General features: G+C 56.4%; 24 protein-coding genes. 17 read left to right on the top strand and 7 right to left on the bottom strand.

Going from position 1 to position 26,037, the window contains the following annotated elements; all coding sequences use genetic code 11:
• The first annotated feature begins 2 nt into the window (after positions 1-2).
• The 5 genes from AC2FFB_RS08390 to nqrF are packed head-to-tail and all read left to right on the top strand — an operon-like array spanning position 3 to position 4,514.
• Positions 3-1,211: an NADH:ubiquinone reductase (Na(+)-transporting) subunit B gene (locus AC2FFB_RS08390; protein ID WP_142636382.1), complete on the top strand. Its 1,209-nt coding sequence runs from the start codon at positions 3-5 to the stop codon at positions 1,209-1,211.
• The gene (locus AC2FFB_RS08385) at positions 1,204-2,019 is read left to right on the top strand and encodes a Na(+)-translocating NADH-quinone reductase subunit C (RefSeq protein WP_496677034.1); all 816 of its coding nucleotides are present in this window, start codon (positions 1,204-1,206) and stop codon (positions 2,017-2,019) included. The genes AC2FFB_RS08390 and AC2FFB_RS08385 overlap by 8 nt, the downstream gene beginning before the upstream one ends.
• Positions 2,019-2,672 carry an NADH:ubiquinone reductase (Na(+)-transporting) subunit D gene (locus tag AC2FFB_RS08380; protein ID WP_142636378.1) on the top strand — a complete coding sequence of 218 codons (654 nt, stop codon included), beginning with the start codon at positions 2,019-2,021 and terminating at the stop codon, positions 2,670-2,672. Before AC2FFB_RS08385 ends, AC2FFB_RS08380 begins: the two co-directional genes overlap by 1 nt.
• Positions 2,672-3,280 carry an NADH:ubiquinone reductase (Na(+)-transporting) subunit E gene (nqrE, locus tag AC2FFB_RS08375; protein ID WP_142636377.1) on the top strand — a complete coding sequence of 203 codons (609 nt, stop codon included), beginning with the start codon at positions 2,672-2,674 and terminating at the stop codon, positions 3,278-3,280. The genes AC2FFB_RS08380 and nqrE overlap by 1 nt, the downstream gene beginning before the upstream one ends.
• A 10-nt stretch (positions 3,281-3,290) precedes the next feature.
• Positions 3,291-4,514, top strand: coding sequence for an NADH:ubiquinone reductase (Na(+)-transporting) subunit F (gene nqrF / locus AC2FFB_RS08370; RefSeq protein ID WP_496874775.1), 1,224 nt, complete (start codon positions 3,291-3,293; stop codon positions 4,512-4,514).
• A gap of 53 nt (positions 4,515-4,567) precedes the next feature.
• On the opposite strand, the gene tviB is transcribed toward nqrF, so the two are convergent.
• The gene (gene tviB, locus AC2FFB_RS08365; RefSeq protein WP_496689481.1) at positions 4,568-5,851 is read right to left on the bottom strand and encodes a Vi polysaccharide biosynthesis UDP-N-acetylglucosamine C-6 dehydrogenase TviB; all 1,284 of its coding nucleotides are present in this window, start codon (positions 5,849-5,851) and stop codon (positions 4,568-4,570) included.
• 5 nt (positions 5,852-5,856) lie between these two features.
• Positions 5,857-6,870, bottom strand: a complete 1,014-nt coding sequence (locus AC2FFB_RS08360) for a GDP-mannose 4,6-dehydratase (RefSeq protein WP_281995105.1) — start codon at positions 6,868-6,870, stop codon at positions 5,857-5,859.
• A gap of 159 nt (positions 6,871-7,029) precedes the next feature.
• On the opposite strand from AC2FFB_RS08360, the gene AC2FFB_RS08355 reads away from it, so the two are divergent.
• The gene (locus tag AC2FFB_RS08355) at positions 7,030-7,800 is read left to right on the top strand and encodes a metallophosphoesterase family protein (RefSeq protein WP_271948909.1); all 771 of its coding nucleotides are present in this window, start codon (positions 7,030-7,032) and stop codon (positions 7,798-7,800) included.
• Positions 7,801-7,803: 3 nt separating this feature from the next.
• Here the strand turns inward: AC2FFB_RS08355 and AC2FFB_RS08350 are convergent, their stop codons facing one another.
• Positions 7,804-8,328, bottom strand: a complete 525-nt coding sequence (locus tag AC2FFB_RS08350) for a CBS domain-containing protein (protein ID WP_271948907.1) — start codon at positions 8,326-8,328, stop codon at positions 7,804-7,806.
• Positions 8,329-8,691: 363 nt separating this feature from the next.
• Here AC2FFB_RS08350 and AC2FFB_RS08345 point away from each other — a divergent pair, with 363 nt between their 5' ends.
• From AC2FFB_RS08345 to AC2FFB_RS08320, 6 genes are all read left to right on the top strand, one after another.
• Positions 8,692-9,717, top strand: a complete 1,026-nt coding sequence (locus AC2FFB_RS08345; RefSeq protein ID WP_496874774.1) for an FAD:protein FMN transferase — start codon at positions 8,692-8,694, stop codon at positions 9,715-9,717.
• A gap of 14 nt (positions 9,718-9,731) precedes the next feature.
• Entirely contained in the window at positions 9,732-9,968 is a 237-nt protein-coding gene (gene nqrM, locus AC2FFB_RS08340) for a (Na+)-NQR maturation NqrM (protein WP_271948901.1), read from the top strand.
• 66 nt (positions 9,969-10,034) lie between these two features.
• Positions 10,035-11,708 carry a sulfatase-like hydrolase/transferase gene (locus tag AC2FFB_RS08335; RefSeq protein WP_496713633.1) on the top strand — a complete coding sequence of 558 codons (1,674 nt, stop codon included), beginning with the start codon at positions 10,035-10,037 and terminating at the stop codon, positions 11,706-11,708.
• A gap of 104 nt (positions 11,709-11,812) precedes the next feature.
• Positions 11,813-13,330, top strand: a complete 1,518-nt coding sequence (gpmI, locus tag AC2FFB_RS08330; RefSeq protein ID WP_496874773.1) for a 2,3-bisphosphoglycerate-independent phosphoglycerate mutase — start codon at positions 11,813-11,815, stop codon at positions 13,328-13,330.
• Positions 13,327-14,457, top strand: a complete 1,131-nt coding sequence (locus tag AC2FFB_RS08325; protein ID WP_281972910.1) for a murein hydrolase activator EnvC family protein — start codon at positions 13,327-13,329, stop codon at positions 14,455-14,457. The genes gpmI and AC2FFB_RS08325 overlap by 4 nt, the downstream gene beginning before the upstream one ends.
• Before the next feature lie 6 nt (positions 14,458-14,463).
• Entirely contained in the window at positions 14,464-15,804 is a 1,341-nt protein-coding gene (locus AC2FFB_RS08320) for a S41 family peptidase (protein WP_142636359.1), read from the top strand.
• 125 nt (positions 15,805-15,929) lie between these two features.
• Here AC2FFB_RS08320 and AC2FFB_RS08315 read toward each other — a convergent pair whose 3' ends face one another.
• Complete coding sequence (locus AC2FFB_RS08315) at positions 15,930-16,286, bottom strand: VOC family protein (RefSeq protein ID WP_142636355.1); 357 nt, start codon at positions 16,284-16,286, stop codon at positions 15,930-15,932.
• Between the two features lie 133 nt (positions 16,287-16,419).
• On the opposite strand from AC2FFB_RS08315, the gene AC2FFB_RS08310 reads away from it, so the two are divergent.
• A complete protein-coding gene (locus AC2FFB_RS08310) occupies positions 16,420-17,118 on the top strand; it encodes a helix-turn-helix transcriptional regulator (protein ID WP_496689311.1) in 699 nt (232 codons plus the stop codon).
• A gap of 74 nt (positions 17,119-17,192) precedes the next feature.
• Here the strand turns inward: AC2FFB_RS08310 and AC2FFB_RS08305 are convergent, their stop codons facing one another.
• Positions 17,193-17,540 carry a hypothetical protein gene (locus tag AC2FFB_RS08305; RefSeq protein ID WP_496689313.1) on the bottom strand — a complete coding sequence of 116 codons (348 nt, stop codon included), beginning with the start codon at positions 17,538-17,540 and terminating at the stop codon, positions 17,193-17,195.
• 10 nt (positions 17,541-17,550) lie between these two features.
• Complete coding sequence (locus AC2FFB_RS08300) at positions 17,551-18,312, bottom strand: DUF6478 family protein (protein ID WP_496713635.1); 762 nt, start codon at positions 18,310-18,312, stop codon at positions 17,551-17,553.
• Positions 18,313-18,558: 246 nt separating this feature from the next.
• Between AC2FFB_RS08300 and AC2FFB_RS08295 the strand changes: the two genes are divergently transcribed.
• From AC2FFB_RS08295 to AC2FFB_RS08280, 4 genes are read left to right on the top strand one after another with little or no spacing between them, the layout of a single operon-like run.
• Positions 18,559-21,657, top strand: a complete 3,099-nt coding sequence (locus AC2FFB_RS08295) for an ABC transporter transmembrane domain-containing protein (RefSeq protein ID WP_142636344.1) — start codon at positions 18,559-18,561, stop codon at positions 21,655-21,657.
• Positions 21,650-22,546, top strand: a complete 897-nt coding sequence (locus tag AC2FFB_RS08290; RefSeq protein WP_496693760.1) for a CPBP family intramembrane glutamic endopeptidase — start codon at positions 21,650-21,652, stop codon at positions 22,544-22,546. The genes AC2FFB_RS08295 and AC2FFB_RS08290 overlap by 8 nt, the downstream gene beginning before the upstream one ends.
• 59 nt (positions 22,547-22,605) lie before the next feature.
• On the top strand, positions 22,606-23,523 hold the full coding sequence (gene accD, locus AC2FFB_RS08285; protein ID WP_496689318.1) for an acetyl-CoA carboxylase, carboxyltransferase subunit beta: 918 nt from the start codon (positions 22,606-22,608) through the stop codon (positions 23,521-23,523).
• Positions 23,520-24,794: a bifunctional folylpolyglutamate synthase/dihydrofolate synthase gene (locus tag AC2FFB_RS08280; RefSeq protein WP_496874772.1), complete on the top strand. Its 1,275-nt coding sequence runs from the start codon at positions 23,520-23,522 to the stop codon at positions 24,792-24,794. Before accD ends, AC2FFB_RS08280 begins: the two co-directional genes overlap by 4 nt.
• A gap of 59 nt (positions 24,795-24,853) precedes the next feature.
• On the opposite strand, the gene zapE is transcribed toward AC2FFB_RS08280, so the two are convergent.
• Complete coding sequence (zapE, locus tag AC2FFB_RS08275; protein ID WP_142636336.1) at positions 24,854-25,912, bottom strand: cell division protein ZapE; 1,059 nt, start codon at positions 25,910-25,912, stop codon at positions 24,854-24,856.
• Positions 25,913-26,037: the final 125 nt, after the last annotated feature.

Genomic DNA, 26,037 nt, shown 5'->3' with positions numbered 1-26,037 from the left:
AAATGGGTTTGCGCAGCTTCTTCGATCGGATCGAGCCGAACTTTACCAAGGGCGGCAAGTACGAAAAGTATTTCCCCATCTACGAGATGGTCGAAAGCTTTATCTACACTCCGAAAACCGTGACCTCTGTGGCCCCGCATGCGCGGTCTTACGTGGATATGAAGCGGATCATGACCTATGTCGTGATCGCGACCATTCCCTGTATCCTTTGGGGGATGTGGAACACCGGCTATCAGGCCAACTCGGCCATCGCCAGCCTCGGGCCGGACTCTGCCGCCGGTTGGCGCATCGCTCTGCTGCAGATGTTTGGTATCTCGCTGGACCCCAGCAGTGTCTTTGCAAATGTGATGCACGGGTTGATGTATTTTCTGCCTATCTACATCGTCACACTGGTCGCAGGCGGCATATTCGAGGTCATCTTTGCCACCGTGCGCGGTCATGAGGTGAACGAAGGTTTCCTCGTAACATCAATGCTTTACACTCTGATTATGCCGGCCACTACACCCTTGTGGCAGGTGGCTTTGGGCATTATCTTCGGTGTGGTGATCGGCAAAGAGGTATTTGGCGGCACCGGCAAGAACTTCCTTAACCCCGCGCTGGTTGGTCGTGCGTTTTTGTACTTCGCTTATCCTGCTCAGATGTCGGGTGACTCGGTTTGGACCCCGGTTGACGGGTTCTCGGGTGCAACCGCGCTGGCGGTGTCAGCGGCCGAGGGCGTACAGGCTCTTGCTGCCGAAGGGATCACATGGTCCAGCGCTTTTTACGGCACCATTCAGGGCAGCTTTGGCGAGACCTCGACCTTGGCCTGCTTGATTGGTATGGCCTTCCTGCTGATGACCAAGATTGCCAATTACCGCCTGATCGTTGGCTGTCTGGCCGGGACCATCGGATTTACTCTGCTGCTGAACCTGATCGGGTCGGATACCAACCCGATGTTCGCGATGCCGTGGTATTGGCATGTGGTTCTGGGTGGGTATGCATTTGGCCTGGCCTTCATGGTGACCGAACCGGTTTCCGCCAGCCACACCAACCTGGGCCGCTATATCTATGGCGCCTTGATCGGAGTGATGGTTGTGATGATACGCGTGATCAATCCGGCCTTCCCCGAAGGCATGATGCTGGCCATCCTGTTCGGCAATGTCTTTGCACCGCTGATCGACTATTTCGTCGTGCAGGCCAATATCAAACGGAGGGCGCGTCGCCATGTCTGATCCGCAACCTCAAGAACCCAAGGGCGCATTGGCTCGCTTTCTGGCCGCCTCGCCGGATTCGGTTGGCAAGACGATCTTCGTCGCCGTTGCTGTCTGTCTTGTTGCCTCGATGGTGGTCTCCGCCGCTGCGGTCAGCCTGCGCCCGGTGCAAGAAGCCAACGCGCTGAAGGACAAACAGGTTAACGTTTTGCAGGTGGCTGGTGTCTTCGAGCCGGGCATAGATGTGACCGAAGCCTTCGCTGCGTTCGAGCCGCATGTGCTCGAGCTTGCCACCGGCGAATTTGTCGACGATCAGTTCGATCCGGCAACCTTTGATGACCAGGCTGCTGCAAGTGATCCTGAACTCAGCGTAGCATTGGACACTGACCCGGCGGGTATTGGTCGTCAGGCCAAGTACCGAGTGATCTATCTGTTGCGCGATGATGCGGGCGATTTAGACAAAGTGATCCTGCCGCTGCATGGTTATGGCCTGTGGTCGACGCTCTATGGTTTTATCGCTCTAGAAAGTAACGGCAACGACATCTACGGCCTGCAGTTCTATCAGCATGGTGAGACCCCCGGCCTTGGCGCCGAGGTGGACAACCCGCGATGGAAAGGTCTGTGGAATGGCAAGAAATTGCGCGACGATGCAGGCGAGCTGCAGATTACCGTCGCCAAGTCGCAGCCCGCCGCCGGTCCCGATTTCTATGTCGACGCGCTTGCTGGGGCCACTCTGACCTCGGTTGGTGTCGATAACCTGGTGAAATTCTGGATGGGTGACGCGGGCTACGCCCGGTTCCTGGCCAAACTGCAAGCAGGAGAGTTTTGATGTCTCAGACCAAGAAAGAGATGCTGGTCGACCCGCTTGTCGACAATAACCCGATCACGCTGCAGGTCCTGGGCATCTGTTCCGCGCTGGCCGTGACTTCTTCGTTGCAGGTGGCCTTTGTAATGGCGCTGGCTGTGACCTTCGTGACCGCCTTCTCGTCGATGTTCATTTCGATGTTGCGCAACCAGATACCCGGCTCAATCCGGATCATCGTTCAGATGGTGATCATCGCGTCGCTGGTGATCCTGGTGGATCAGGTTCTCAAGGCCTATGCCTTCCAGATTTCGAAAACCCTGTCGGTTTTCGTTGGGCTGATTATCACAAACTGTATCGTGATGGGCCGTGCCGAGGCATTTGCGATGAAGAACCCCCCGATAGCATCTTTTATCGACGGTGTTGGCAACGGCATGGGCTATGGGCTGATCCTGCTGCTAGTCGGCTTTATCCGCGAGCTGTTGGGGGCCGGGTCGCTGTTCGGTGTCACCATCTTGCAGACTGTGAACAATGGCGGCTGGTACGTACCCAACGGTATGCTGCTGTTGCCACCTTCGGCGTTCTTCATCATCGGCCTGATCATCTGGGCCTTCCGTACATGGAAGCCGAACCAGGTCGAAGAACGCGAATACAAAATCCAGCAGGTAGAGGCGCACTGATGGAAGGGCTTATCTCACTGGCCGTAAAGGCCATCTTTGTCGAAAACCTTGCGCTCAGCTTCTTTCTTGGCATGTGTACCTTCATCGCCGTGTCCAAGAAGATCTCGACCGCGCTGGGTCTTGGGATCTCGGTCATGGTCGTGCAGGCGATCACCGTTCCCGCCAACAACCTGTTGCTGACCTATCTGCTGAAGCCGGGCGCGCTGGCCTGGGCCGGGTTCCCGGATGTGGACCTGACCTTCCTTGGCCTGATCTCGTATATCGGCGTGATAGCCGCGATGGTTCAGATCCTCGAGATGGTCTTGGACAAGTATTTCCCCCCGCTCTACAACGCGCTGGGTATTTTTCTGCCGCTGATCACGGTGAACTGCGCCATCCTGGGTGGCTCGCTGTTCATGGTCGAGCGGGATTATAACTTTGCCGAGGCCACGACCTATGGTCTGTCCTCCGGCTTTGGCTGGGCGCTGGCGATTACCGCTATGGCGGGGGTGCGCGAAAAGCTGAAATATTCGGACATTCCTGATGGCCTGCAGGGTCTGGGGATCACCTTTATCACCGCGGGTCTGATGGCGATGGCCTTCATGTCCTTCTCGGGCGTGAAACTGTAAGGGGGCGGCAATGGAAACCTTTAGCCTAGGCGTCGTTCTTTTCACGCTGATCGTTCTGGCGCTTGTCGCCCTTATCATGGCCGCCCGGTCGCGGTTGGTGTCGACGGGCAATGTCAACATCACCATCAATGGTGAGAAAACCGTGTCCGTGCCCGCCGGTGGCAAGCTGTTGCAAACCCTGGCAGCTGAGAAACTGTTCGTGCCATCGGCCTGTGGCGGCGGCGGGACCTGCGCACAATGCCGCGTACGCGTCCATTCCGGCGGTGGCGCGATCCTGCCGACCGAAGAAAGCCATATCACCAAGCGCGAGGCCGCTTGTGGCGACCGTCTGTCTTGTCAGGTTGCAGTTAAACAAGACATGGATATCGAGGTCCCCGAAGAGGTCTTTGGCGTCAAGAAATGGGAATGCACGGTTCGGTCGAACGAAAACGTTGCCACCTTTATCAAAGCGCTGACGCTGGACCTGCCCGAAGGTGAGGATGTGAATTTCCGCGCTGGTGGCTATATCCAGATCGAAGCCCCCGCCCATGCGCTGAAATACACTGATTTCGATGTCGAGGAGGAATATCGCGAAGATTGGGATCGCTTCAATCTGTGGCAATACGACTCGGTCGTTGCCGAACCCATCGAACGCGCCTATTCCATGGCCAACTATCCGGACGAAAAGGGCATGATCATGCTGAACGTCCGGGTTGCCTCACCGCCTCCGGGTTCCGAAGGGATACCGGCGGGCCAGATGTCGTCGTATATCTTCAACCTGAAACCGGGTGACAAGGTCACGATCTCGGGTCCATTCGGTGAATTCTTCGCCCGCGAGACCGGAAGAGAGATGGTGTTCATCGGTGGTGGTGCTGGTATGGCGCCCATGCGCAGCCATATTTTCGACCAGCTCAAACGGCTTGAGAATCGCGACCGTAAGATCACCTTCTGGTACGGTGCCCGGTCCAAGAAAGAGATGTTCTTTGTCGAGGATTTCGACAGCCTCGCGGAAGAGTTCGACAATTTCGAATGGCATGTCGCCCTGTCGGATGCCCAGCCCGAGGATGACTGGAAAGGCTATACCGGCTTTATCCATAACGTGCTGTTCGACGAATACCTCAAGAACCACCCGGCACCCGAGGATTGCGAGTTCTACATGTGCGGACCGCCGATCATGAACCAGTCGGTCATCAACATGCTGCTGGATCTGGGTGTGGACCGCGAAGATATCATGCTCGACGATTTCGGCGGGTAATCAGTTATCCGGCGCCCTGTGGCGCCGGTTTCATTTTAGGTCTTTTGGTTCGATTACAGGCGCAGGTCGCTTGCCTCGCGTGGCAGGCAGGATTTGATGTCGAAGACTACGCTGTTTTCTTTGCCATAGGCTCGAAACTGCAAAGGATCGAGTGCCCGATATTCCGCATGCGCGACGGCCAGGACGACCCCGTCATAGAGCCCTGGCTCAGGTTGGTCGATCAGGGCCAGGTCGTATTCTTCGTGCGCGGCTTTGGGGTCGGCATGAGGGTCGTGGACATCGACGCTGATGCCATAGCTTTGCAATTCTTCGATAATGTCGACGACACGGGTGTTGCGCAGGTCGGGGCAGTTTTCCTTGAACGTCAGGCCCATCACCAGAACACGGGCGGCGCCAACATTGATACCGCAACGGGTCATACGTTTGACCAGTTGCGACACCACATAGCTGCCCATCCTGTCATTCAGGCGCCGCCCTGCAAGGATGATCTGCGGGTGATGGCCCACGGCCTCGGCCTTGTGCGTCAGGTAGTAAGGATCCACGCCGATGCAATGCCCGCCGACCAGACCGGGGCGGAAGGGCAGGAAGTTCCATTTGGTTCCGGCTGCGCGCAGCACAGCCTCGGTATCGATGCCCATGCGACCGAAGATCATCGCCAACTCGTTCACCAGAGCGATATTCAGGTCGCGCTGGGTGTTTTCGATCACCTTCGCGGCCTCAGCCACGCGGATGCTTTCGGCCTTGTAGGTTCCAGCGGTGATGATCCGGGCATAGAGCGCGTCAACTAGATCAGCGACCTGCGGGGTTGAACCAGCGGTGACTTTGCAGATGTCCGCGATACGGTGGGTCTTGTCACCGGGGTTGATCCGCTCGGGGCTGTAGCCTGCAAAGAAATCCGTGTTGAAAGTCAGGCCCGAGGCGCGTTCCAGCACCGGAACGCAATCTTCTTCGGTTGCGCCGGGATAGACGGTGGATTCGTAGATCACCAAATCACCGGGTTTCAATACGTGGCCAACTGTTTCCGACGCAGCCAGAAGGGGGGCTAAATCAGGCTGCTTACCTGCGGTGATCGGCGTGGGGACGGTTACGACATAGGTATCGCAATCGGCAATCTCCGAGGGGTTGGTTGTGAATTTCAGGCCGCCCGCCGCGCTCAGGTCATGTGGCTCAACCTCATGCGTTGCATCTACGCCAGCGCGTAGTGCCTCGACCCGCGCCGCATTGATGTCAAATCCGATCACCTTGCCAATTTTGCCGAAGGCCACGGCCAGGGGCAGGCCGACATAACCCAGCCCGATCACAGCAATCTTTCGGGAATTGGGGTCGGTTTCAAGCATATGCGTCACTTACCATGATAGTCGCGGAACCATTCGACAAACTGGGCGATTCCATCTTTGAAATTTGTCTGCGGACGATAGCCGGTCAGCTTTTGCAGCAGATCACTATTCGCCCAAGTGGCAGGAACATCACCCATCTGCATAGGCATGTAATTGCGGATGGCTTTCTTGCCGATAGCTTCCTCAATGGCTTCGATAAAATCCATCAGCCGCACTTTGTCGCCATTGCCGATATTCACCACGCGCCAGGGCGCCGCCGGCGACAGGCTGTCACCTTCTTCAATCTCATCTGCGCTGTCCGGCCGCACCGGAGGGACGTCGATCAGCAGTCGGATACCGCGGACAAGGTCTTCGACATTGGTGAAATCCCGATACATGTCGCCGTGGTTATAGATATCGATCGGGCGGTCATCCAGGATGGCGTCCACAAATTTATAGAGCGCAAGATCGGGTCGCCCCCAGGTGCCATAGACGGTGAAGAACCGGAACATGGTCGTGGGCAGGTTCCACAAATGGGCATAGGAATGGCCCATCGCCTCATTTGCCTTTTTGGTCGCGGCGTAAATCGTGAGCGGCGTGTCGGCCTTTTCGACCTCGGTGAAGGGCATGACCTCGTTGGCGCCATAGACCGAGGATGTCGAGGCCATCAGAAGGTGATCCACCTTATGCTCGCGCGCGATTTCCATGACGTTGAACGTGCCGACCACGTTGGAATTGATATAGCTGCGCGGGTCCTCAAGGCTATAGCGGACACCAGCCTGCGCCGCGAGATGCACGATCACCTCGGGCTGGAACTCCTCAGCGACCTTTGCAAGCTGCTCGTAGTTTTCCAAAAGATCCTCGGTTGCGGAAAACCCAGGGGATTGCAAGAGCATCTGATGGCGGCGCTGCTTGAGCGAGACGTCGTAATAATCCGTCATCCCATCGTAGCCGTGAACCTGAAACCCCTCGGCCAGTAGTAGTTTTGCCAGGTGAAAACCGATGAACCCTGCTGTGCCTGTGACTAATACGCGCTTCATTTAACCCTCGACCCAAACCAAAACCGTTTGAAACATCAGGGATACTTTCAGCCCCTCAAGGTCAAGGGGATTTTCCCACAAACCGCGCCATTGGGGCAATCCAGAACCCGAATTCACTTGCGGATTGTTGTTGCCCGCCAGTCAGGGTAGGAAATTGCGATGGTGTGGGATTGGATCAAAACCAGGTGGAAAAAACCTCAGGCGGCACAGAATTCAGTTTCTGACATCGCGCCTGACCAGAGGTTTTATGCCGTGGGGGATATCCATGGGCGATTGGATCTGTTGCAGACTTTGCTGGCAAGGCTGGATCCAGATTGCCCCACAATCTTTGTCGGGGACTACATTGATCGTGGCAATTACAGCGCCCAGGTGCTGCACCAGTTACGGCACCTTAGCCGGGTCCGGGGCAATGATTTCATTTGCCTGCTGGGTAATCACGAGGAGATGCTGTTGCGGTTCACCGATGACCCAAAACGGGTCGGCAGGCTTTGGCTGCAAAACGGTGGCCTGCAAACGCTCGCCTCATTTGGAATTACCGGTGTGGATGAAGACACGGTTGGTGCGGATGCTGTCTCGGTGGCTGACAGATTGCGACGCGCAATGGGAGAAGATTTGCTGTCATGGCTGCACGACCGTCCCCTGACCTGGACCAGCGGCAATGTCACAGTGGTGCATGCAGGGCTGGACCCGGGCAAGCCATTGGATGAGCAGACACGCCAAGTCCGCCTGTGGGGCCATCCGAATTTCTCACGGCAGATGCGGGAAGATGGCCAGTGGGTTGTCCATGGTCATACGATCACGTCAGAGCCCCGCGCTGAGAATGGCGTTGTTTCGATCGACACCGGCGCCTTCTTCAGTGGCAGGTTGACCGCCACTGATATTCGCGCCGGCGAGGTCCGGTTCATCGCAACCAACGAGCAGCCGGAATAGCTGTCAACCGACGATCATCTGCTTCATGCGAAGGGCTTCATACTCCAGCTCTTTGAGGCGGAAATGCACGACATCACCGATCGTGATCACGCCACGAAGATGGCCATCGCTGAGGACGGGCATGTGGCGAAAGCGCCCCTCTGTCATGGTTTTCAGTACATCGTTCAACAGATCCTCGGGCGCGCAGGTCTGTACACTGCGGGTCATCAGATCTTCGACAGATTGGGGGAGGGTCTGGCCCGGAGTATCGGCCATACGGCGCACAATATCACGCTCGGACAGGATACCCTGAAGCGTACCATTCTGATCTGTCACCACCACAGCGCCAATACGCTTTTCCTTGAGGATATTCACCACCGAATGAATTGTGTCTTTCGGGCGCACGGTAAAAACCGCGTCCCCTTTGCCAACAAGCAGCTTTTCGACTGTTGTCTGTGTATGAGAAAGGTTCGATTCAACCGACTGGCTATGCGAGGCAGCCGCGGCCTTGTCGCCGCGTGTCGGTGGCTGGTAAGAGCTTGGGGCCATGGGCAATCTCCTCTTGCTTTGCTTTTCACCTTACCGCAGCCATATGACCTGTATAGGGTACAAATGCCCTAACCGGGGAAAACTGCCAAAAACCAAGGAAATCCGGCCCGTTGTCCAACTTTTATCTGACCCCCCCTGTTGCCGCGCTGATATTTTTTGCGGTTGTCGTTTGTGGCCATAATTTTCGCATGACCTGGAAACAGCAGGCTCCGGGATGGCAGAAGAAAGCATGGCTGTTCGGGGTGCCCGCCGGAATCGGTTTGTTGGCGCTAGGCTTCCTGCCGCTGAAAGCCTGATGCAGGTTTGACTCTGATTGGGGCCGCTGTCATATGCCGGGCACGCTTTTCCTCAGGAGGGACCCATATGCGTTTCTTGCCAGTCCTGTCTGTCGCCACACTTATTTCCGGCTGCTTGTTCGACAAAGAGCCCGAGGTGGTACGCCTGTCAGGCGAAACGATGGGGACGACCTTCAACATCACGGCCATCGGTGTCGATGTTGATGAAGAAGCGCTGGCGGGTGCGGTCGAACAGACACTGGCCGAAGTTAACGCAAAGATGTCGAACTGGGACCCGAATTCCGAGGTTTCGACCTTCTCGGACTCGGGCAGCACTGAACCTGTAGCCGTTTCGGATGAATTTGCGCTGGTGCTTGATGCCGCGAATGATGTGCACGAGAAATCCGGGGGTACATTCGACGTGACTCTCGGCCCGCTGATCGAGCTGTGGGGCTTTGGTCCGCGCAAACCGGAAGATCCGGTGCCCGCAGATGCTGACATCCAGGCGGCTTTGGGCAGGGTCGGACAGGCCAGATTGCTGCAACTGGATCGCGATGCCGGAACTTTGGCGAAGGCCGATGCCGGAGTCGGCATTAACCTGTCCGCCATTGCCAAGGGGTATGGCATCGACGCCGTGGCCGAAACGCTGCGCTCGGCTGGGATTGAGGACTATATGGTCGAGATCGGCGGCGATCTGGTCACAAGAGGCGATAACGACAAGGGTGAAACTTGGCGGATCGGGATCGAAAAACCCCAGGCCGATGCGCAGAATCTGCAGTTGATTGTACAGCTTGATGATCTGGGTATGGCGACATCCGGCGATTACAAGAATTTCTTTGAACAAGATGGTGTGCGGTATTCGCATATCATTGACCCAACTACTGGCCGCCCGATCACGCATCGGACCACTTCGGTCACGGTACTGGCCGAAAATGCTATGATGGCAGATGCTTGGGCGACAGCGATGTTGGCCTTGGGTCAGGAAAAGGGTTTGAAACTTGCCGAGACGCATAAACTTGCCGTGTATTTCATCTCGCGGGATGTGACAGGCGGTGAGGATGCCTATATCACGGTACACAGCACAGCGTTCAAAGAGGCGTTGGGCACCAACTGACGGGTTGAGCTGAGATGAGCACTTTTATTCTGGCCTTCATTCTGCTGCTGATCATCATGGTTGGCATGTCGCTGGGTGTGATGTTGATGGGTAAGACCATCAAGGGCAGCTGCGGAGGCCTGAATGCGATCTCGGGGGCGGATAAATGTGTGGTCTGCCAAAAGGACGTGGACCCTAACAGCCCCTTGCGCGACAAGCTTCAGTGCAAACGCGCCCAAAAGATGCTTGAGCAGATGGAACGGCAAGCCTAATAACTTAGCGCTTCGTTTGGCGGTTGGAATTGGCTAAGCAGGTCCCTGAATAACGGGGGCGCAGATTTGGCCAAAGCAAGAAACATCCTGTTCATCATGTTCGACCAGCTGCGCTGGGACTATCAGAGCTGTTACGGGCATCCGCATCTGCACACCCCCAACATAGACCGCTTGGCTGCGCGTGGTGTGCGGTTCGACAGGGCCTATATTCAGTCTCCTATTTGCGGTTCCTCCCGTATGTCGACCTATACCGGGCGCTATGTGCATTCGCATGGGGCTTCTTGGAACGGTATCCCGCTGAAAGTGGGTGAGATGACCATGGGTGATCATCTGCGCAAGGCCGGGATGGACTGTTGGCTGGTAGGCAAAACCCATATGCGCGCGGATGCTGAAGGCATGGCGCGGCTGGGGCTGGAACCGGACAGTCTGGTTGGTGCGCGCGTGGCCGAATGCGGGTTCGACGTGTTCGAGCGTGATGACGGAATGCTGCCCGAAGGGCCGGATGGGTATTATGACCCGGACGGAGCCAAGGAATACAACAAATATCTATCGGCCAAAGGATATGACAGCGACAACCCCTGGCATGACTTCGCCAATTCAGGTCTCGACGCTGAGGGCAATGTTCTGTCGGGCTGGTTTCTCAAGAACTCGTCCCAGCCGGCGAATATTGCCGAGGAAGATAGCGAAACGCCCTATCTGACCGGGCGCGGGATCGAATTCATGGAAACCCATGACGGCCCCTGGTGCTGCCACCTGAGCTTTATCAAACCGCATTGGCCCTATGTCGTGCCGGAACCCTATGCCTCAATGTACGGACCGGAACATATCCTGCCCGTGGTCCGGTCTGAGGCGGAACGCCGGAATGCCCATCCGGTGCTCCGGGCATTCATGGACACCAAGGTTGGCGAGGCGTTCTCGCGGCAGGATGTGCGCGACGCCGTGATCCCCGCTTATATGGGTCTGATCAAGCAGGCCGACGACCAAATGGGCCGGCTGTTCGCATGGCTGGAAAAGACGGGTCGGATGGAGGACACGATGATCGTGTTAACCTCGGACCACGGGGATTTTCTGGGCGATCACTGGATGGGTGAGAAGACCTTTTTCCAGGACGCATCGGTCAAGGTGCCGTTGATCATCTATGACCCATCCCCCGAGGCTGAGGCAACCCGTGGCACTGTCAGCGACGCGCTGGTCGAGTCCATCGACCTCGCCCCAACATTCTTGGACATAGCCGGAGGCGAAGCGTCGGGTCACATTCTGGAAGGTCACTCCTTGTTGCCGATCTTGCGTGGCCATCAGGTCGAGACACCTCGGGAAGTGGCAATCAGTGAGTATGACTATTCCGCCTCGCCCATGGCGGAAAAGCTGAATGCCTCGGTTCGGGATGCAGTGATGTTCATGGTGGCCAACAAGAATTGGAAGCTGATCCATTGCGAAGGCGGGCATCGGCCACTGCTGTTCGATCTTGAAAACGACCCGAATGAACTAACCGACCTTGGCAACAGTGCTGAACACGCGGATATCATCGCCAAGATGTATGACCATCTGTTCACTTGGGCGCGTCGCCCGTCGCAGCGCACAACACGTTCCGAACAGCAACTGATCGATATGCGCACCAATAGTCGGGGCAGAGGGGTGGTTATTGGAATCTATGACGAAAACGACGCACCACTGGAATTGACCGTGAAATACAGAGGCCGCAAAGCGCGCCCCTATCAGGACCATACCGGCAAGGAATAGCCTTTGTAACATGAATTCTGACCTGATCAGGGCAAAAGGCGGTTCACCCTGCGCGGGGCAGGCGATACAAGACCAACCAAGAGCAGCAAACCCGGAGAGCCGAAATGACCGCCCCGAAACCCGTCGTCCTGTGTATTCTTGATGGCTGGGGCCTGTCCGAGGACACCGAGGCCAATGCGCCTTACCTTGCCGACACGCCAACATTTGATGCGATCATGGCCAAGGGCCCACACGCCAAGCTGATCACCCATGGTCCGGATGTTGGTCTGCCAAGTGGTCAGATGGGCAATTCCGAAGTCGGTCACACAAATATTGGGGCTGGCCGCGTTGTTGCGATGGATTTGGGCCAGATTGATCTGGCGATTGAGGACGGTTCTTTCTTTGCCAACTCCGCGCTGCAGAACTTTATCGGTAAGGTAAAGGCTGCAGGTGGCACCGCACATCTGTTGGGGGTGGTCTCGGACGGGGGAGTGCATGGCCACCTGAACCATATCATTGCTGCGGCAAAGGCGATAACGGATTCTGGTGTGCCCGTTGCCTTGCACGCGGTTACGGATGGCCGGGATGTGGCCCCGAAATCAGTGCTGACCTATATCACAGAGCTTGAGGAGCGCTTGCCCGACGGCGCCCGTGTTGCCTCGGTCTGCGGGCGCTATTTTGCCATGGACCGCGACAACCGATGGGAACGTGTTAGCGAAGCCTATGGTGCAATGATCAAGGGGAAAGGGCGCAGCGCTGTTTCGGCGCGCAATGCCGTGGATCAGGCCTATCAGCAGTCGGAAACGGACGAGTTCATCGTTCCGACCGTCCTCGACGGCTATCACGGCATCAAAGACGGAGACGGGTTCTTCTGCCTCAACTTCCGCGCCGACCGGGCCCGCGAGATTCTGCGGGCGATTGGCGAACCCGGCTTTGATGATTTCGACACCGGCGCGCGCCCACAGCTTTCAGCCCTGCTGGGCATGGTCGAATATTCCGACGGGCACAGCGCTTATATGACCACTGTTTTCCCCAAACGTGACATCATCAATACACTGGGCGAATGGGTGGCAAAAAATGGGCTCAGCCAGTTCCGTCTGGCCGAGACCGAGAAATACCCGCATGTGACCTTCTTCCTCAATGGCGGCAAGGAAACGCCCGAGGCGCACGAAGACCGCTTTATGCCGAAATCGCCAAAAGTGGCGACCTACGACCTACAACCCGAGATGTCATCGGCCGAAGTGACCGCAAAATTCGTCGAAGCCATCGGGGCGGGCTATGATCTGATCATAACCAACTATGCCAATCCGGATATGGTTGGGCATACCGGCGACCTGCAAGCGGCAATCCGCGCCTGTGAGGCTGTGGATCAAGGGCTGGCGCAAGTCGTCGCCGCGTTAGAAAAAGTGGGGGGCGCAATGATTGTAACGGCCGATCATGGAAATTGCGAGATGATGGTCGATCCCGAAACCGGTGGGCCGCATACAGCCCATACGCTGAATCCCGTGCCTGTGGCGTTAGTCGGGGGACCAGCAGGGGTATCCTTGCGGGATGGTCGCCTGTCCGATCTGGCGCCCACACTGCTGGAACTGATGGCGTTGGATCAGCCCCCTGAAATGACTGGAAAGAGCCTGCTTTCATGACGCTTCGTGCGCTGCTTCTGGCGATTTTCTTTGCATCCAGGGCGGTTGCCCAGACCGACCCCGCGACCGCTGCATTGAATGCAGCGCAGATGCTTGAGCAGGCATCAGTATCGTTGACCGAGGCCGAAAGCGCCCGCGACCGGGTCCGTGCCCTGACCGAAACCATACAGGCGTATGAGGCGGGCCTGTCGGCCATGCGGGATGGCCTACGACGGGCGGCAACACGCGAAGCCCAGTTAACAGCCGAGTTGCGCAGTCGGGAAAAGGACGTGGCACAGCTGTTGGGCGTATTACAAACGATCGAAACCACGGCGCCTCCGGTTCTGATGCTACACCCGTCAGGGCCGTTGGGCTCGGCCCGGGCCGGTATGATGCTGTCCGAGGTTACGCCAGGTCTGAACGCAAAAGCGCAGTCTCTTGCGCGTGATCTTCAAGAAGTGCGCACGCTGCGATTGTTGCAGCAAAGCGCCTCGGAAACCTTGGTCGAGGGCTTGACCGGCGTTCAGAATGCCCGCACCCAGCTCAGCACCGCCATCGCAGACCGAACGGATTTGCCGCGCCGCTTTGTCGAGGACCCGATCCGCACAGCGATCCTGATCTCATCGACTGAAACGCTTGACGGTTTTGCCAGCGGGCTTTCCCAGATCTCCGAAGGGCAAATCGCCGAAACGGATGCGGATATATCAAGTATCAAGGGTCAAATTGCGCTGCCGACGCAGGGCATCATCCTGCACCGGGCAAATGAAACCGATGCGGCCGGTGTCAAACGCCCTGGTATCGTATTGGGCACCCGACCGCGCGCAATAGTCACCTCGCCAACGGCGGCCACGATACGGTATCGCGGGCCACTACTGGAGTTGGGGAATCTGGTGATCCTCGAGCCGCAACCGGGGCTTCTATTTGTCTTTTCCGGGCTACAAGAGGTCTACGGAGAAGCCGGTCAGGTGATTCCCCGGGGGACGCCAGTCGGATTGATGCCTGCAGAATCGAAGGAAATCGGCGCAATTTTGTCAACAAGCAGTGATGGCACTGGAACTGACCGGTCAGAAACGCTCTATATAGAGGTAAGACAGGATAACAGCCCCGTGGACCCGGAATCGTGGTTTCGGACCGACAAGGATGGATAAACGAGTATGAAGAAATTTGTGATGGCCGGTTTGGCTGGAACTATTGCAGGCCTGATTGTAACGACGCAGATCGCCGGTCCGTTGCTTGCCCAAGAAGCCGAAAACAAGGCCAGTGTCTATGAACAGCTGGATCTGTTTGGCGATATTTTCGAACGCATCCGCGCGCAATATGTCGAAGAGGTTGAGCCCGAAGACCTGATTGAGGCGGCCATTGACGGTATGCTGACCTCGCTGGATCCGCACTCCAGCTATCTGTCGCCGGATGATGCCGAACAAATGCGGGTCCAGACCCGTGGCGAGTTTGGCGGTCTGGGTATCGAAGTCACGCAGGAAGAGGGCTTTGTCAAAGTTGTCTCGCCGATCGACGATACGCCTGCGGATGAGGCCGGGATCGAAGCCGGAGATTTCATCACCCATGTCGATGGCGAAAGCATACTGGGCCTGACCCTGGACAAAGCGGTCGATCTGATGCGCGGGCCGGTGGGCTCGGAAATCGTGATCACCGTTGTCCGCGAGGGTGAACAGGAACCTTTTGACGTGCCTATCATCCGCGACACAATCAAACTGACGGCAGTACGCGCGCGCACCGAAGGGACCAGTGTGGTTCTGCGTGTGACCACCTTTAACGACCAAACCTATCCCAACTTGCAGGAAGGTCTGGCCGAGCAGATCGAAGAGGCCGGAGGGATCGACAAGGTGAATGGTGTCGTTCTGGACCTGCGCAACAATCCCGGTGGTCTGCTGACACAGGCAATCAAGGTTTCGGACGCATTCCTAAACGAGGGTGAGATCGTATCAACCCGTGGCCGCGATCCAAGCGATGGTGAGCGTTTCAACGCAACAGTGGGTGATCTGGCAGAAGGAAAGCCGATTGTCGTGCTGATCAATGGCGGGTCCGCCTCGGCATCCGAGATTGTAGCCGGCGCGCTGCAGGATCATCGCCGCGCAATCGTTGTGGGAACCAAAAGTTTCGGCAAGGGCTCGGTCCAGACCGTTATGCCACTGCGGAGCGATGGTGCGATGCGTTTGACCACGTCGCGTTATTACACGCCATCGGGCCGTTCGATTCAGGCGCTTGGTGTCAGCCCCGACATCATCGTCGAACAACCCCGTCCAGCCCCGGAGACCGAGGAAGAAGAGGCCAATGGGAACACCCGTTCCGAGGCTGATCTGCGTGGCAGTCTGAACAATGACAGCCTGAGCGAGGATGAAATCCGCCAGATCGAAGAAGATAGGGCCAAGGCCGAAGCCACCGCCGAATTGCGGGAAGAGGATTACCAGCTGGCCTATGCCATCGACATCCTCAAGGGGCTGTCAGCCTTCAACCCGGACGGGCCATCGCAATAAAGAAGCCGGGCCGCCTGACAGGCGGCCCTTTTCCTGATGGGGCCGCTGCCGATCGAGGTAAGGTGGCTGATTAGAGCCCGATGCCACCTATGTTGTCTCCCAACCAACGTCCGCTCTGTGAAAAGCTAGTCAGAAAAACACATCTTGTTTCCATCCAGGTCTCGAACGTATGCAGAGAACTTTGGCCCGCGTTGGTTGGGGGCCCCCTCACAATCACCCCCGAGATCTGTGGCTAAAGCGTGCAGCCTTCTGACTTCTGCTTCGCCACCAACGCAAAATCCAACCATCGTTCCATTACCGTTAGTGGCCGGCAACGTGTCGAAGGGTTTGGCCACGGCGAAGGCAAAATCCTTTCCAAGCCAGTAAGTCATTCTTTCTGAAGGCGACATGCTTTGGAGACCCGATTGCGAAAACAGTGTGTCGTAGAAGGTTCTTGCAGCTGCCATGTCATTCGTTCCGACAACAAAGTAATTCATTTTCATCGATTTAGCTCCTGCAAGTGAGTGGCCTGCGTCAGGCATTGGTTTCAGTGACCCAAGCTATATCGACTAATGTGCCATTTTATGTCTTATTTGATTCATGGCACGGGCTAATACACACAACAGACTGAGGCGATTGGAATTGCTTGCGGTTCAACTCAAGCAAGATGCCCATTGTACGGTTAGAGACTTGGCGCAACAGCATGGTGTCAGCATGCGCACGATAGCCCGCGACCTTGTGCTTATGCGGGACCAAGGCATGCAGATAGACGCTGATCGCGGTCGTGGAGGAGGTGTGCGCCTCGACCGCAACTGGGGCGTTGGTCGCATGAACCTGACATACGCTGAGGCGGTCGATCTGCTAATCAGCATCGCTGTCGCAGAGCAGATGAAATCACCAATGTTGCTTGCGAACTTGGCATCGGTAAGGCGGCAGCTTGTGGCCTCGTTTTCACCCGAGAAACGCAACAAGGTGAACCAGCTCAAGTCCCGTATTCTCATAGGCGTCACGGCTTCGACTTATGTTCAAGCCAGCGCGAGCGCCCCACCAAAAAGGATTGTGCAAGCGGTTCATCAGGCTTTCGTCGATCAAAAGGTCTTGGAGCTGCAATATCAAAGAGAAGACGGTGTTATTTCCAACCGGCAAATTGAGCCTCAGTATCTCTTGTTGAAGTATCCCATTTGGTACGTCGTTGCGATCGACCGTCTGAGAAACGAACCAAGGACATTTCGGTGCGACCGGATGCTTGGGGCCTCAATGGGCGAAACGCGCTTCAAGCTGCTGCCGAAAGAAAAATTTCAACCCTCATTGGTAATTGATGATTCTTCGATGTGATCGGGTCATGGCCAACAGTAAGCGTACAATGACACCTGAATTATAGGCACGCACTTCGTCCGCCCTTCTACCGCCTACTGAGACCGGCGAAAGACTCGTTTTAGCATATCAAGCTCTGCTCGCATCAGGTCCAGTTCGGCGCGCAGGTCATCGGCGGCGGCGTTTCCTGCAATGATCGAGAACCCGCCCAGTTTAAGCCCTGAAACAGAATCTGAGATTACAAAACTATGGACCCCGTCAGACAGGGCCACATCAGGCACCTGTACACGAAGCTCCCATCCGGTGTCGGCTGGTGACAGGTGAACCTCATCCAGCGCGTCACCACGGTAGGACACGCTGATCTCGGGCTGCGTATCAGCCTGCAGGTGGCCCATCCAGGTGCCATTTTCCAGGCCCAGTGATGTGAGTATCAGATCGGTCATGGCTGGGTTCTCATAAATCGGCGCGATGGTGACGACAGACGGTCAGGTCCTGCAACACTATCCGGTTCATCCGAGGATTATCCAGAATGATATCCAGCCAGACTTTGTCCATGCGGCGTTCATTCAGTGGTAAATGTGCAAGATCAAAATCCACGCTGTTTGAAGGACCAGTGGGATCAATTTTGCGCAGAACCTGTTCGGCGTTTGGGCCGTGTCGAATATTGAGCCGCGCGAACAATTCCTGTGGGCGTTCGGCCTCAATATGGCAATCGACTCGGATCAGATGCTGCTGCGTCAGCCCTTGCACAGCCTCTTGTGGAAGCTCGATAGAGAGAGAGAGAAATGATCCCTCGAACCCAAAAACCTCGACCGCCAAGCTGAACGGTGACAGATCATGCTTGCGCGTGTTCCTGATCTGGCGCGTGCTGATTTCCTGGCGCGGACAGTCGTGAAACAGCGTTGCCTCATCGTTGATACGTGCCTTACGCGGGGCCGAGGCGACACCGGGGCGGGGCTGAGGATAGCGCCACAGCTCGGGCCTCCAGCTCCAGTCGGTGCCCAACGGTTTCGGGAAATGGGTTGATCCCGCCACAGGCCGTGTAAGGCGGCTGTTGGCCTGAAGGATCAGCGCATCCAGCTCGGATCGCAAGCGACGTGCATCATCACGCTGCAGCCGCAATTCAGAAAGCACAGCTTCGGGCGCTGCCCGGGCGTCCCGCTGCCAGCGCGTAAGTGCTTTGCGGTGAATATAGCGATCCAGTAGCTTGCCCATGATCCCAATCTATTGCTCCACACATCTTTTGTCGGATATCCACCCGAGGATAAAGCCGATTTGCATCATAGCGTCGGTAAATTACCGAAAATGTGAACACGCTTTTGGCTAGGCAGCAAAGTTGTGACCTGTTACGGAGGGCGCCGTTCTTGCAATCGACCCGGTCAGTGCGTACCGTCTGACACCTGATTGCAGTGGACCATCCGTTACAACCCTATAGCAATATTTCCGAGGCAAAGACGGGGCATGGAACCCACTCTATTCGCATTCATCTGGAAGCATTCCAAGAAACAGCAACTGGTATTGTTGCTGCTGACATTGTTTTCTTTTCCCTTCCTCTATGCATCATTGGAGCTGCCCAAGCAGATCATTAACGATGCGATTGGTGCACCAGGCAGCTCGGTAACTTTCTTAGGAGTTACGGTGACGCAGGTGCAGTATTTGTTGATTCTGTGTCTGGCCTTTCTGGCGACGGTCATCGCCAGCGGTCTGATGAAAATGCGGATCAACACGATGAAAGGTGTGTTGGCCGAACGCATGTTACGCCGACTGAGGTACACGCTGATCCACCGAACTCTGCGGTTCCCGAAATCCTATTTTGCCACCACCAGTCAGGGCGAGTTGGTGTCGATGATCACGTCCGAGGCTGAACCGATGGGCGGCCTGATGGGAGATGCGATCGCACAACCTGTATTCCAGTTTGGTCAGATGATGACCATTGTGACGTTTCTGTTCATGCAAAGCGTGTGGTTTGGTCTTGCAAGTATTGCGCTGATTCCGCTGCAGGCTTGGTTGATTCCAAAATTGCAGCGCCAGATCAACCTGTTGAACAAAGACCGAATCCAGGAAGTTAGGCGCTTGAGCTCAGAAATCGGCGAAAGCGCAGCCGGGATTAGTGATCTGCGCACCAACGGAGGCTGGCGGCACAGATTGGCCCAGTTCAGCCATCGTTTGGGAACTTTGTTCGAGATCCGATTCAAGATCTATAACAAAAAGTTCTTCATGAAGTTTCTCAACAATCTGATCACTCAGATGACCCCGTTTCTGTTTTATTCGGTGGGCGGATACCTGGCGATCACGGGCGAGGTAACAGTGGGCGCGCTGGTGGCGGCGCTGGGAGCGTATAAGGATCTTAGCGGACCTTGGAAGGATCTGCTGACCTATTACAATCAGGTTCAGGACATGTCGTTGCGGTGGGAAATCGTGACCGAACGCTTCGCACCCGACAACATGGTACCCGAAGAGCTGTTCGAGGGCGAGCCTGATTCCATTCCGCATCTGACTGGCGAGATCAAGCTGCAGAATATTACCGTTCGGGATAACGATGGGAAAACTGTTCTCGAGGATATAGACCTCGTCATACCCAAAGGGGCCCGCGTGGCCATCAAATCCTCGAATGCGGCCGAAAGAGGGGCATTGGCTCAGCTGCTGACCCGCGAATTGCTGCCGGTTCAGGGCGACGTCACGATTGCCGGGCATGACATCCAATCCTTGCACCAATCCGTCATCGCGGCGCGGATCGGATATGCCTATTCTCGACCATATCTGTTTGATGGGTCGATTGGGGACAACTTGATGATGCCCCTGAAAACACGCCCTCAGCATGAAGCCGACGCCGCCAGGGCCCCTAGCCGCCGCCAGATCGAGGCCGCGCGAGCGGGGAACTCGGTGGATTCGCTGTCAGATGAATGGATTGATCCCGGTCTGGCCGGGCTCAACAACACTGACGACATCCAGGATTGGTGGTTCAAGCTGGTCGAGGCGATGGGAACGGATGAATTCATGTTCCGCCGCACCCTGCGCAGCCAGTTGAATCCGGATCAGCATCCCGAGTTTGTGCAAAATATCATCGACCTCCGTGGCCCCATCCATGACAAGTTGGTGGAAAAAGATCTGGACCGCTTTGTCTACCGGTTCGATCCGGACAGGTTCAACCCAACTGTGCCTTTGGGCGGCAACCTTCTTTATGCAGCACCGTCGCAGGAAATCTCGCCGGACATTCTGGCCGGCGATAATCGGTTCATGCAGATGCTGCGTACACATGAGCTTGATGACGACGCGCTGAGTATCTCAAGCGCTGTTCTAGAAACGCTGAACCATGCTTTTGGGCGGGACGGAACCGACCATCCGCTGTTCCTGCGCCTGGGCTTGAGCAAGGATATGTTCCACCGGCTGCTGGCGATCGAAGACAAGCGCAAGGCAAAAGGAGTGGACGAGCTGTCGCAGCGCGAACACGCCTTTCTTCTGACTGTTCCGTTCCTGCTGACCGCCGAACAGATAGGCCCTGATTTCCCGGATGAATACAAACAGAAGATTCTGAAAATCCGCACTGAACAGGGCGAAAGGCTACGTGGAAGCCTGCAGGAGATATTTGTACCGGTCACACCGGACACATACATCGCGCGTATGACGGTTATGGAAAATGCGCTTTTCGGGCGGGTGTCTGTGACGGCGGGAGCTCATGCTGACGAGATAGAGGATGTGGTTGCCGAAGTGATCAATGCCGCAGGTCTGCGCAGACAGGCAGCGGCCATCGTCTATGATCTGTCCGCAGGGCTGGGTGGGAACAATCTGACAACCGTCTTTCAGGAACGAATTGCCTTCTCGCGCGCCGGGATTAAACGGCCGGATTTGCTAATCCTGGATAAAGCGTTGGCCAGCCATGACTCTGAGAGCCGTTTACGCACCCGGTTGAAACTGCGCGAACTGCTGCCCGATTCCATCATGATTTTCATGGAGGACAGTTTCGCCCATCCCGAGGCCTATGATCTGTTTGTTGAAATCAAGGATGGCCGCATTGACGGTGTCTCGAAAACGCAGCTCGAACAAGAATCCGGCACCACCGCTGACCTCAGCCGCAAGCTGAAGATTATCTCATCAACTCCGCTTTTTGCCAATATCGACGGCCGCAACCAGAGATTGCTGGCGTTTTCGGCGCAGTGGTATGATGCTGCCGCTGGTCAGGTCATTTTCTCTCGTGGGCAGGCGCCGGATGCGGCCTATCTGTGCATTTCGGGTCATGCGAAGCTTATGTGGCACGAAGAAGACGGTTCGACTCGGTCCATATCTGTCATTGAACCCGGGCGCCTGATCGGTGACCTGTCTGTTATCACCGGTGAGACCAGACAGTTGGATCTTGTGGCAGGCGAAAACTGTTCATTCCTGCGGATTGGTGCAGTGGAACTGCGCGCGGTGATCGAAAGCGATGCAAGCGTTGCGGTTCAGTTGCTTGAAACAGTTGCCGGATACCTGACAACCATTTCGGAAAAGATCAACGCCACCAAGGCATCGACCTTGTTCTTCGATGATGAGGACCAGACCGAAAGTTCCCACCAGAATGTCTGAAATCCGCGCGCCCTCTTACGCCCCGCATGAGCAACTGGTCGCCGACGCACGCGACAAACCACAGCTGTGGCGCCTGCTGGCCGGCCTGGCAACAATCGTAGTCGTTGCAACCGTCTTCAATCTGATCCTGTTTGCAGTCGTAACCGTGGCCGGACCGCAGGAATGGGCCAGCGGGTTGATGAACGGCTCGACCCCGATCTCGATGGTGATCCTGCTGTCAAGCTTTGGGTTTGTCACATTTGGTGTGTGGACCGCAGCGCGACAGTTTCAGAAGCGGTCCCTGGGTTCTATTTTAGGGACTCGGGGCAAAGCGGCCAGACAGTTCTGGCTTGTGCTGCGCGCCCTGATGGTGCTTGGCGTGGTTATCGTAACCGTGCCGCACGTCATTTTGGGCGCGCCGCTTGTTCAAAACCTGTCCTTTTCGGTTTGGCTGGTATTCCTGCCTCTGTCGCTATTGGCTGTGTTTGTCCAAATCAGTGCAGAGGAGCTGCTTTTCCGCGGATATATGCAGCAAAGCCTGGCGGCGCGATTTCGTTCTCCGATCATCTGGATGGGGGTACCGTCGCTTCTATTCGCAGTGGGGCACTATTCGCCCGATGCGGCGGGCGGCAATGCAGAGTTGCTGGTGCTGTGGACTGGTCTGTTTGGACTTTTGGCTGCGGATTTGACCGCGCGGGCGGGAACCCTGGGCCCGGCCATAGCGCTGCATTTTTTCAACAATGTCATAGCGCTCTTGTTTGTCTCGCTACCTGACACCCTCAGCGGTCTTGCCTTATTTGTACTGCCCTTTGATATGACCGATACTCTGACATTGCGGCAATGGTTATATGTGGATTTTGCCGTGATGATTGTCAGCTGGTTTATCGCGCGCCTTGCGCTCAGGCGCTGATTGCAATTCTTTCCGTAGCGTCTTATGTGACGTCAACGCCGTACTAGCAAGGTTCCGACATGAACTGGATCACAAACTACGTCCGTCCCCGGATTAATTCGATCTTCTCACGCCGGGAAGTCCCCGAAAACCTTTGGCACAAGTGTGACGAATGCGGCACGATGCTGTTCCACCGCGAATTGGCGGAAAACCAGAATGTCTGCACCCAATGTGATCATCATATGGCGATCACACCGCGCGACCGGTTCGGGCACCTGTTTGACGGTGGTATATTTACCGAGGTCGATGTTCCCGCTCCCAAAGATGATCCGCTACAGTTCCGGGACCAGAAGAGATACCCCGACCGGATGAAAGCAGCGCAGAAGAAAACTGGCGAGCAAGAGGCGATGCTGGTCGCCAAAGGTGATATCGGACGTACGCCGGTCGTGGCAGCAGCCCAGGATTTCTCGTTCATGGGCGGCTCGATGGGTATGTATGTCGGCAATGCCATCATTGCGGCGGCGCAAGAGGCAGTGAAGTTGAAACGCCCGCTGATCCTGTTCTCGGCAGCGGGTGGCGCTCGAATGCAGGAAGGCATCCTGAGCTTGATGCAGATGCCGCGAACCACCGTGGCGGTTGAGATGCTGAAAGAGGCAAAACTGCCCTATATCGTTGTACTCACCCATCCTACCACCGGAGGCGTGACCGCTTCTTATGCGATGCTGGGCGACGTCCATATCTCGGAACCCAATGCGCTAATCTGCTTTGCAGGCCCGCGCGTGATCGAACAGACCATTCGGGAAAAGCTGCCCGAAGGATTTCAGCGCGCAGAATACCTGCTGGACCACGGAATGCTGGACCGGGTAACGAAGCGTACCGAAATGCGTGACGAATTGATCACGATTACCCGCATGCTGATGAATCAGCCTCCTGCGGTCAAAGGTGATTTGCCCGCGCCCACCCCCGAAGCCCCAGAGAAAGACGCGGATCAGGAATGACTTCGCCATCGTCAGACGTCATCCTTGATCGGATGATGGCGCTGCATCCCAAGATCATTGACCTGACGCTGGATCGGGTGTGGCGTCTGCTTGCCGCACTGGAAAGCCCTCAGACCAAATTGCCTCCGGTCGTTCATATCGCAGGGACAAATGGCAAGGGGTCTACGCAGGCTATGATCCGCGCCGGTATGGAAGGGGCGGGGAAAACGGTTCACGCCTATACCTCTCCGCATCTTGCCCGGTTTCACGAGCGTATTCGGCTGGCAGGTGAGTTGATTTCGGAAGCCGAACTGACAAACGTCCTTGATGAGTGCTATGCCGCCAATGGTGGTGAGAACATCACCTATTTCGAGATTACGACCTGTGCGGCCCTGCTGGCCTTTGCCCGCAAACAGGCTGATTATACCTTGCTTGAGGTCGGCCTTGGCGGGCGCCTGGATGCAACAAACGTAGTGCACGAACCCGCCGTGACGGTTATCACGCCGGTTTCCATCGACCATGAACAGTTTCTAGGCGACACGTTGGGCAAGATCGCAGCCGAAAAAGCCGGGATCATCAAGCCGGGCGTCCCTTGTATCGTCGGCCCACAGCAGGACGAAGCGCTTGAGGTCATCGAATATACAGCGGCCCGTCTGGGCGCCCCATTGCTGGTACACGGTCAGCACTGGCATGTGATCGAGGAAAACGGACGTCTTGTGTATCAGGACGAAATCGGGCTGCGGGATCTGCCGCTACCCAACCTGCTTGGCGCACATCAAATTCAGAATGCGGGTGCGGCAATAGCGGTATTGCGCCATCTCGAACTTGGTGATCAGGCCTATGAGGCCGCCGTTACCAAGGCCGAGTGGCCAGCACGGATGCAGCGTCTGAAATCCGGCCCGCTTGTTGAACAGGCCGCACAGGCCGAGCTGTGGCTGGATGGTGGGCACAATGCCGCCGCGGGAATTGCGCTTGCTGAAGTGCTGAGAAAATTACCGCAATCTCCGACACATTTGATCTGCGGAATGCTCAGCACCAAAGATGTCGCTGGCTATCTTGCACCGCTTGCCACGCAGGCTCAAAGCCTGACCGCAGTGTCGATACCGGGTGAGGCCGCAACGCTTAGCGCTGAAGATACGGCGCAGGCTGCTGACCAGGTTGGCTTGAAAGCCGACACAGCAGAGAGTGTATCCGCGGCCCTGCAGAAAATCACAGACCAAGACCCTCAGGCCCGTATCCTGATTTGCGGATCACTCTATTTGGCGGGCAACATCCTACGCGAAAACGGATAAGTCTTCACCTGGCTGAAATACCTTGGGGGAGGCGCGCAAAACGTGACGGGGCAGCGCCCCTATGCCCCCCAATCCTCGGCCTGCATCTCGCGCAGTCGCGAGGCAGTGCGTTCGAACTCGAACGTCCCTTCACCCTCGACATACAACATCTCGGGCTCTGCGGCCGCCGAACAGATCAGGCGAACCCGCGCCTCATACAAGGCGTCAATCAACGTCACAAAGCGCTTGGCCTCATTGAAATTATTCCGGGACAGGCGCGGGATGTCCTCCAGAACCAGGACTTTGACCGCCTCGGCAACGGCCAGATAATCTGCAGGGCCCAGCATCCGTCCGCACAGGTCATAAAAGCTTGCTCGGGCTATCCCGTTCCGAAAGGCCGGCAATTCGACAGCACGGCCATTTACCTGTAACACCAGCGGTTCCGCCGCACCGCCCGCGAGATCGTTCCAGACGGATCGGATATTCTGTCGAGCCTCGGGGCCGATCGGCGTGAAATAGACTGGCGCACCTTCAAGACGGTTCTGTCGGTAATCAGTGGGCGAGACCAGTTCCCATATCTGAAGCTGTTCCTTGATATGCGCGATGAATGGCAAAAAGAGCTGGCGGTTCAAGCCGTTCTTGTACAATTCATCCGGGTGCCGGTTGGATGTGGTGATGACCACGACCCCGCCAGCATGCAAAAGATCAAACAGCCGCCCGACGATCATCGCATCGGTGATATCGGTGATCTGCATCTCGTCAAATGCCAGCAGTTTTACGGATTTGACAACCGAGTCCGCGACCGGTGCAAGCGCATCCTCAACTCCGTCCTTACGAGCTTTGTGCATTCCCGCGTGGATTTCCTGCATGAAAGCATGAAAATGGACGCGACGGGCGGGGATGTCGCCAAGCGCGTCGACAAACATATCCATCAACATCGACTTGCCACGACCAACTCCGCCCCACAGATAAAGTCCCTGGGGCGGCGGGGGTGCCTTGCGAAAGAAACCACGCTTGACCGGGGTAGCCAAGGCCGCGCGAATGCGTTCGAAATGCGGAAGGACAGCCTCTTGCGCATCGTCCCGCGTCAAAGTGCCATCGGCGATGCGTGTCTCGTAAAGCGATATCAAATCTGACATATCCCGAGGGATACCTTCACCTCAGGGCGTTGAAAAGAAGGCATTTGGAAGATGCATCAATTTTGCTTATCCGCGGCGTCAAAACTCCTGAATTGACCACGGTACAAATTTGCGTACCGTCGCGG

The sequence above is a fragment of the Ruegeria sp. YTSA219 genome, assembly GCF_059609985.1.
Note: the sequence above shows the minus strand (reverse complement) of the source record. Positions and strands in the feature narration are given on the sequence as shown.

Excerpts from the sequence above, each read along its gene's own strand:
- AC2FFB_RS08320 (WP_142636359.1), top strand. The coding sequence starts at position 14,464 with ATGAAGAAATTTGTGATGGCCGGTTTGGCTGGAACTATTGCAGGCCTG.
- zapE (WP_142636336.1), bottom strand. The coding sequence starts at position 25,912 with ATGTCAGATTTGATATCGCTTTACGAGACACGCATCGCCGATGGCACT.
- nqrF (WP_496874775.1), top strand. The coding sequence starts at position 3,291 with ATGGAAACCTTTAGCCTAGGCGTCGTTCTTTTCACGCTGATCGTTCTG.
- AC2FFB_RS08360 (WP_281995105.1), bottom strand. The coding sequence starts at position 6,870 with ATGAAGCGCGTATTAGTCACAGGCACAGCAGGGTTCATCGGTTTTCAC.
- AC2FFB_RS08380 (WP_142636378.1), top strand. The coding sequence starts at position 2,019 with ATGTCTCAGACCAAGAAAGAGATGCTGGTCGACCCGCTTGTCGACAAT.
- AC2FFB_RS08305 (WP_496689313.1), bottom strand. The coding sequence starts at position 17,540 with ATGACCGATCTGATACTCACATCACTGGGCCTGGAAAATGGCACCTGG.
- AC2FFB_RS08290 (WP_496693760.1), top strand. The coding sequence starts at position 21,650 with ATGTCTGAAATCCGCGCGCCCTCTTACGCCCCGCATGAGCAACTGGTC.
- AC2FFB_RS08350 (WP_271948907.1), bottom strand. The coding sequence starts at position 8,328 with ATGGCCCCAAGCTCTTACCAGCCACCGACACGCGGCGACAAGGCCGCG.
- AC2FFB_RS08345 (WP_496874774.1), top strand. The coding sequence starts at position 8,692 with ATGCGTTTCTTGCCAGTCCTGTCTGTCGCCACACTTATTTCCGGCTGC.
- nqrM (WP_271948901.1), top strand. The coding sequence starts at position 9,732 with ATGAGCACTTTTATTCTGGCCTTCATTCTGCTGCTGATCATCATGGTT.
- nqrE (WP_142636377.1), top strand. The coding sequence starts at position 2,672 with ATGGAAGGGCTTATCTCACTGGCCGTAAAGGCCATCTTTGTCGAAAAC.
- tviB (WP_496689481.1), bottom strand. The coding sequence starts at position 5,851 with ATGCTTGAAACCGACCCCAATTCCCGAAAGATTGCTGTGATCGGGCTG.
- AC2FFB_RS08325 (WP_281972910.1), top strand. The coding sequence starts at position 13,327 with ATGACGCTTCGTGCGCTGCTTCTGGCGATTTTCTTTGCATCCAGGGCG.
- AC2FFB_RS08280 (WP_496874772.1), top strand. The coding sequence starts at position 23,520 with ATGACTTCGCCATCGTCAGACGTCATCCTTGATCGGATGATGGCGCTG.
- AC2FFB_RS08390 (WP_142636382.1), top strand. The coding sequence starts at position 3 with ATGGGTTTGCGCAGCTTCTTCGATCGGATCGAGCCGAACTTTACCAAG.
- AC2FFB_RS08315 (WP_142636355.1), bottom strand. The coding sequence starts at position 16,286 with ATGAAAATGAATTACTTTGTTGTCGGAACGAATGACATGGCAGCTGCA.
- gpmI (WP_496874773.1), top strand. The coding sequence starts at position 11,813 with ATGACCGCCCCGAAACCCGTCGTCCTGTGTATTCTTGATGGCTGGGGC.
- AC2FFB_RS08355 (WP_271948909.1), top strand. The coding sequence starts at position 7,030 with ATGGTGTGGGATTGGATCAAAACCAGGTGGAAAAAACCTCAGGCGGCA.
- accD (WP_496689318.1), top strand. The coding sequence starts at position 22,606 with ATGAACTGGATCACAAACTACGTCCGTCCCCGGATTAATTCGATCTTC.
- AC2FFB_RS08300 (WP_496713635.1), bottom strand. The coding sequence starts at position 18,312 with ATGGGCAAGCTACTGGATCGCTATATTCACCGCAAAGCACTTACGCGC.
- AC2FFB_RS08295 (WP_142636344.1), top strand. The coding sequence starts at position 18,559 with ATGGAACCCACTCTATTCGCATTCATCTGGAAGCATTCCAAGAAACAG.
- AC2FFB_RS08385 (WP_496677034.1), top strand. The coding sequence starts at position 1,204 with ATGTCTGATCCGCAACCTCAAGAACCCAAGGGCGCATTGGCTCGCTTT.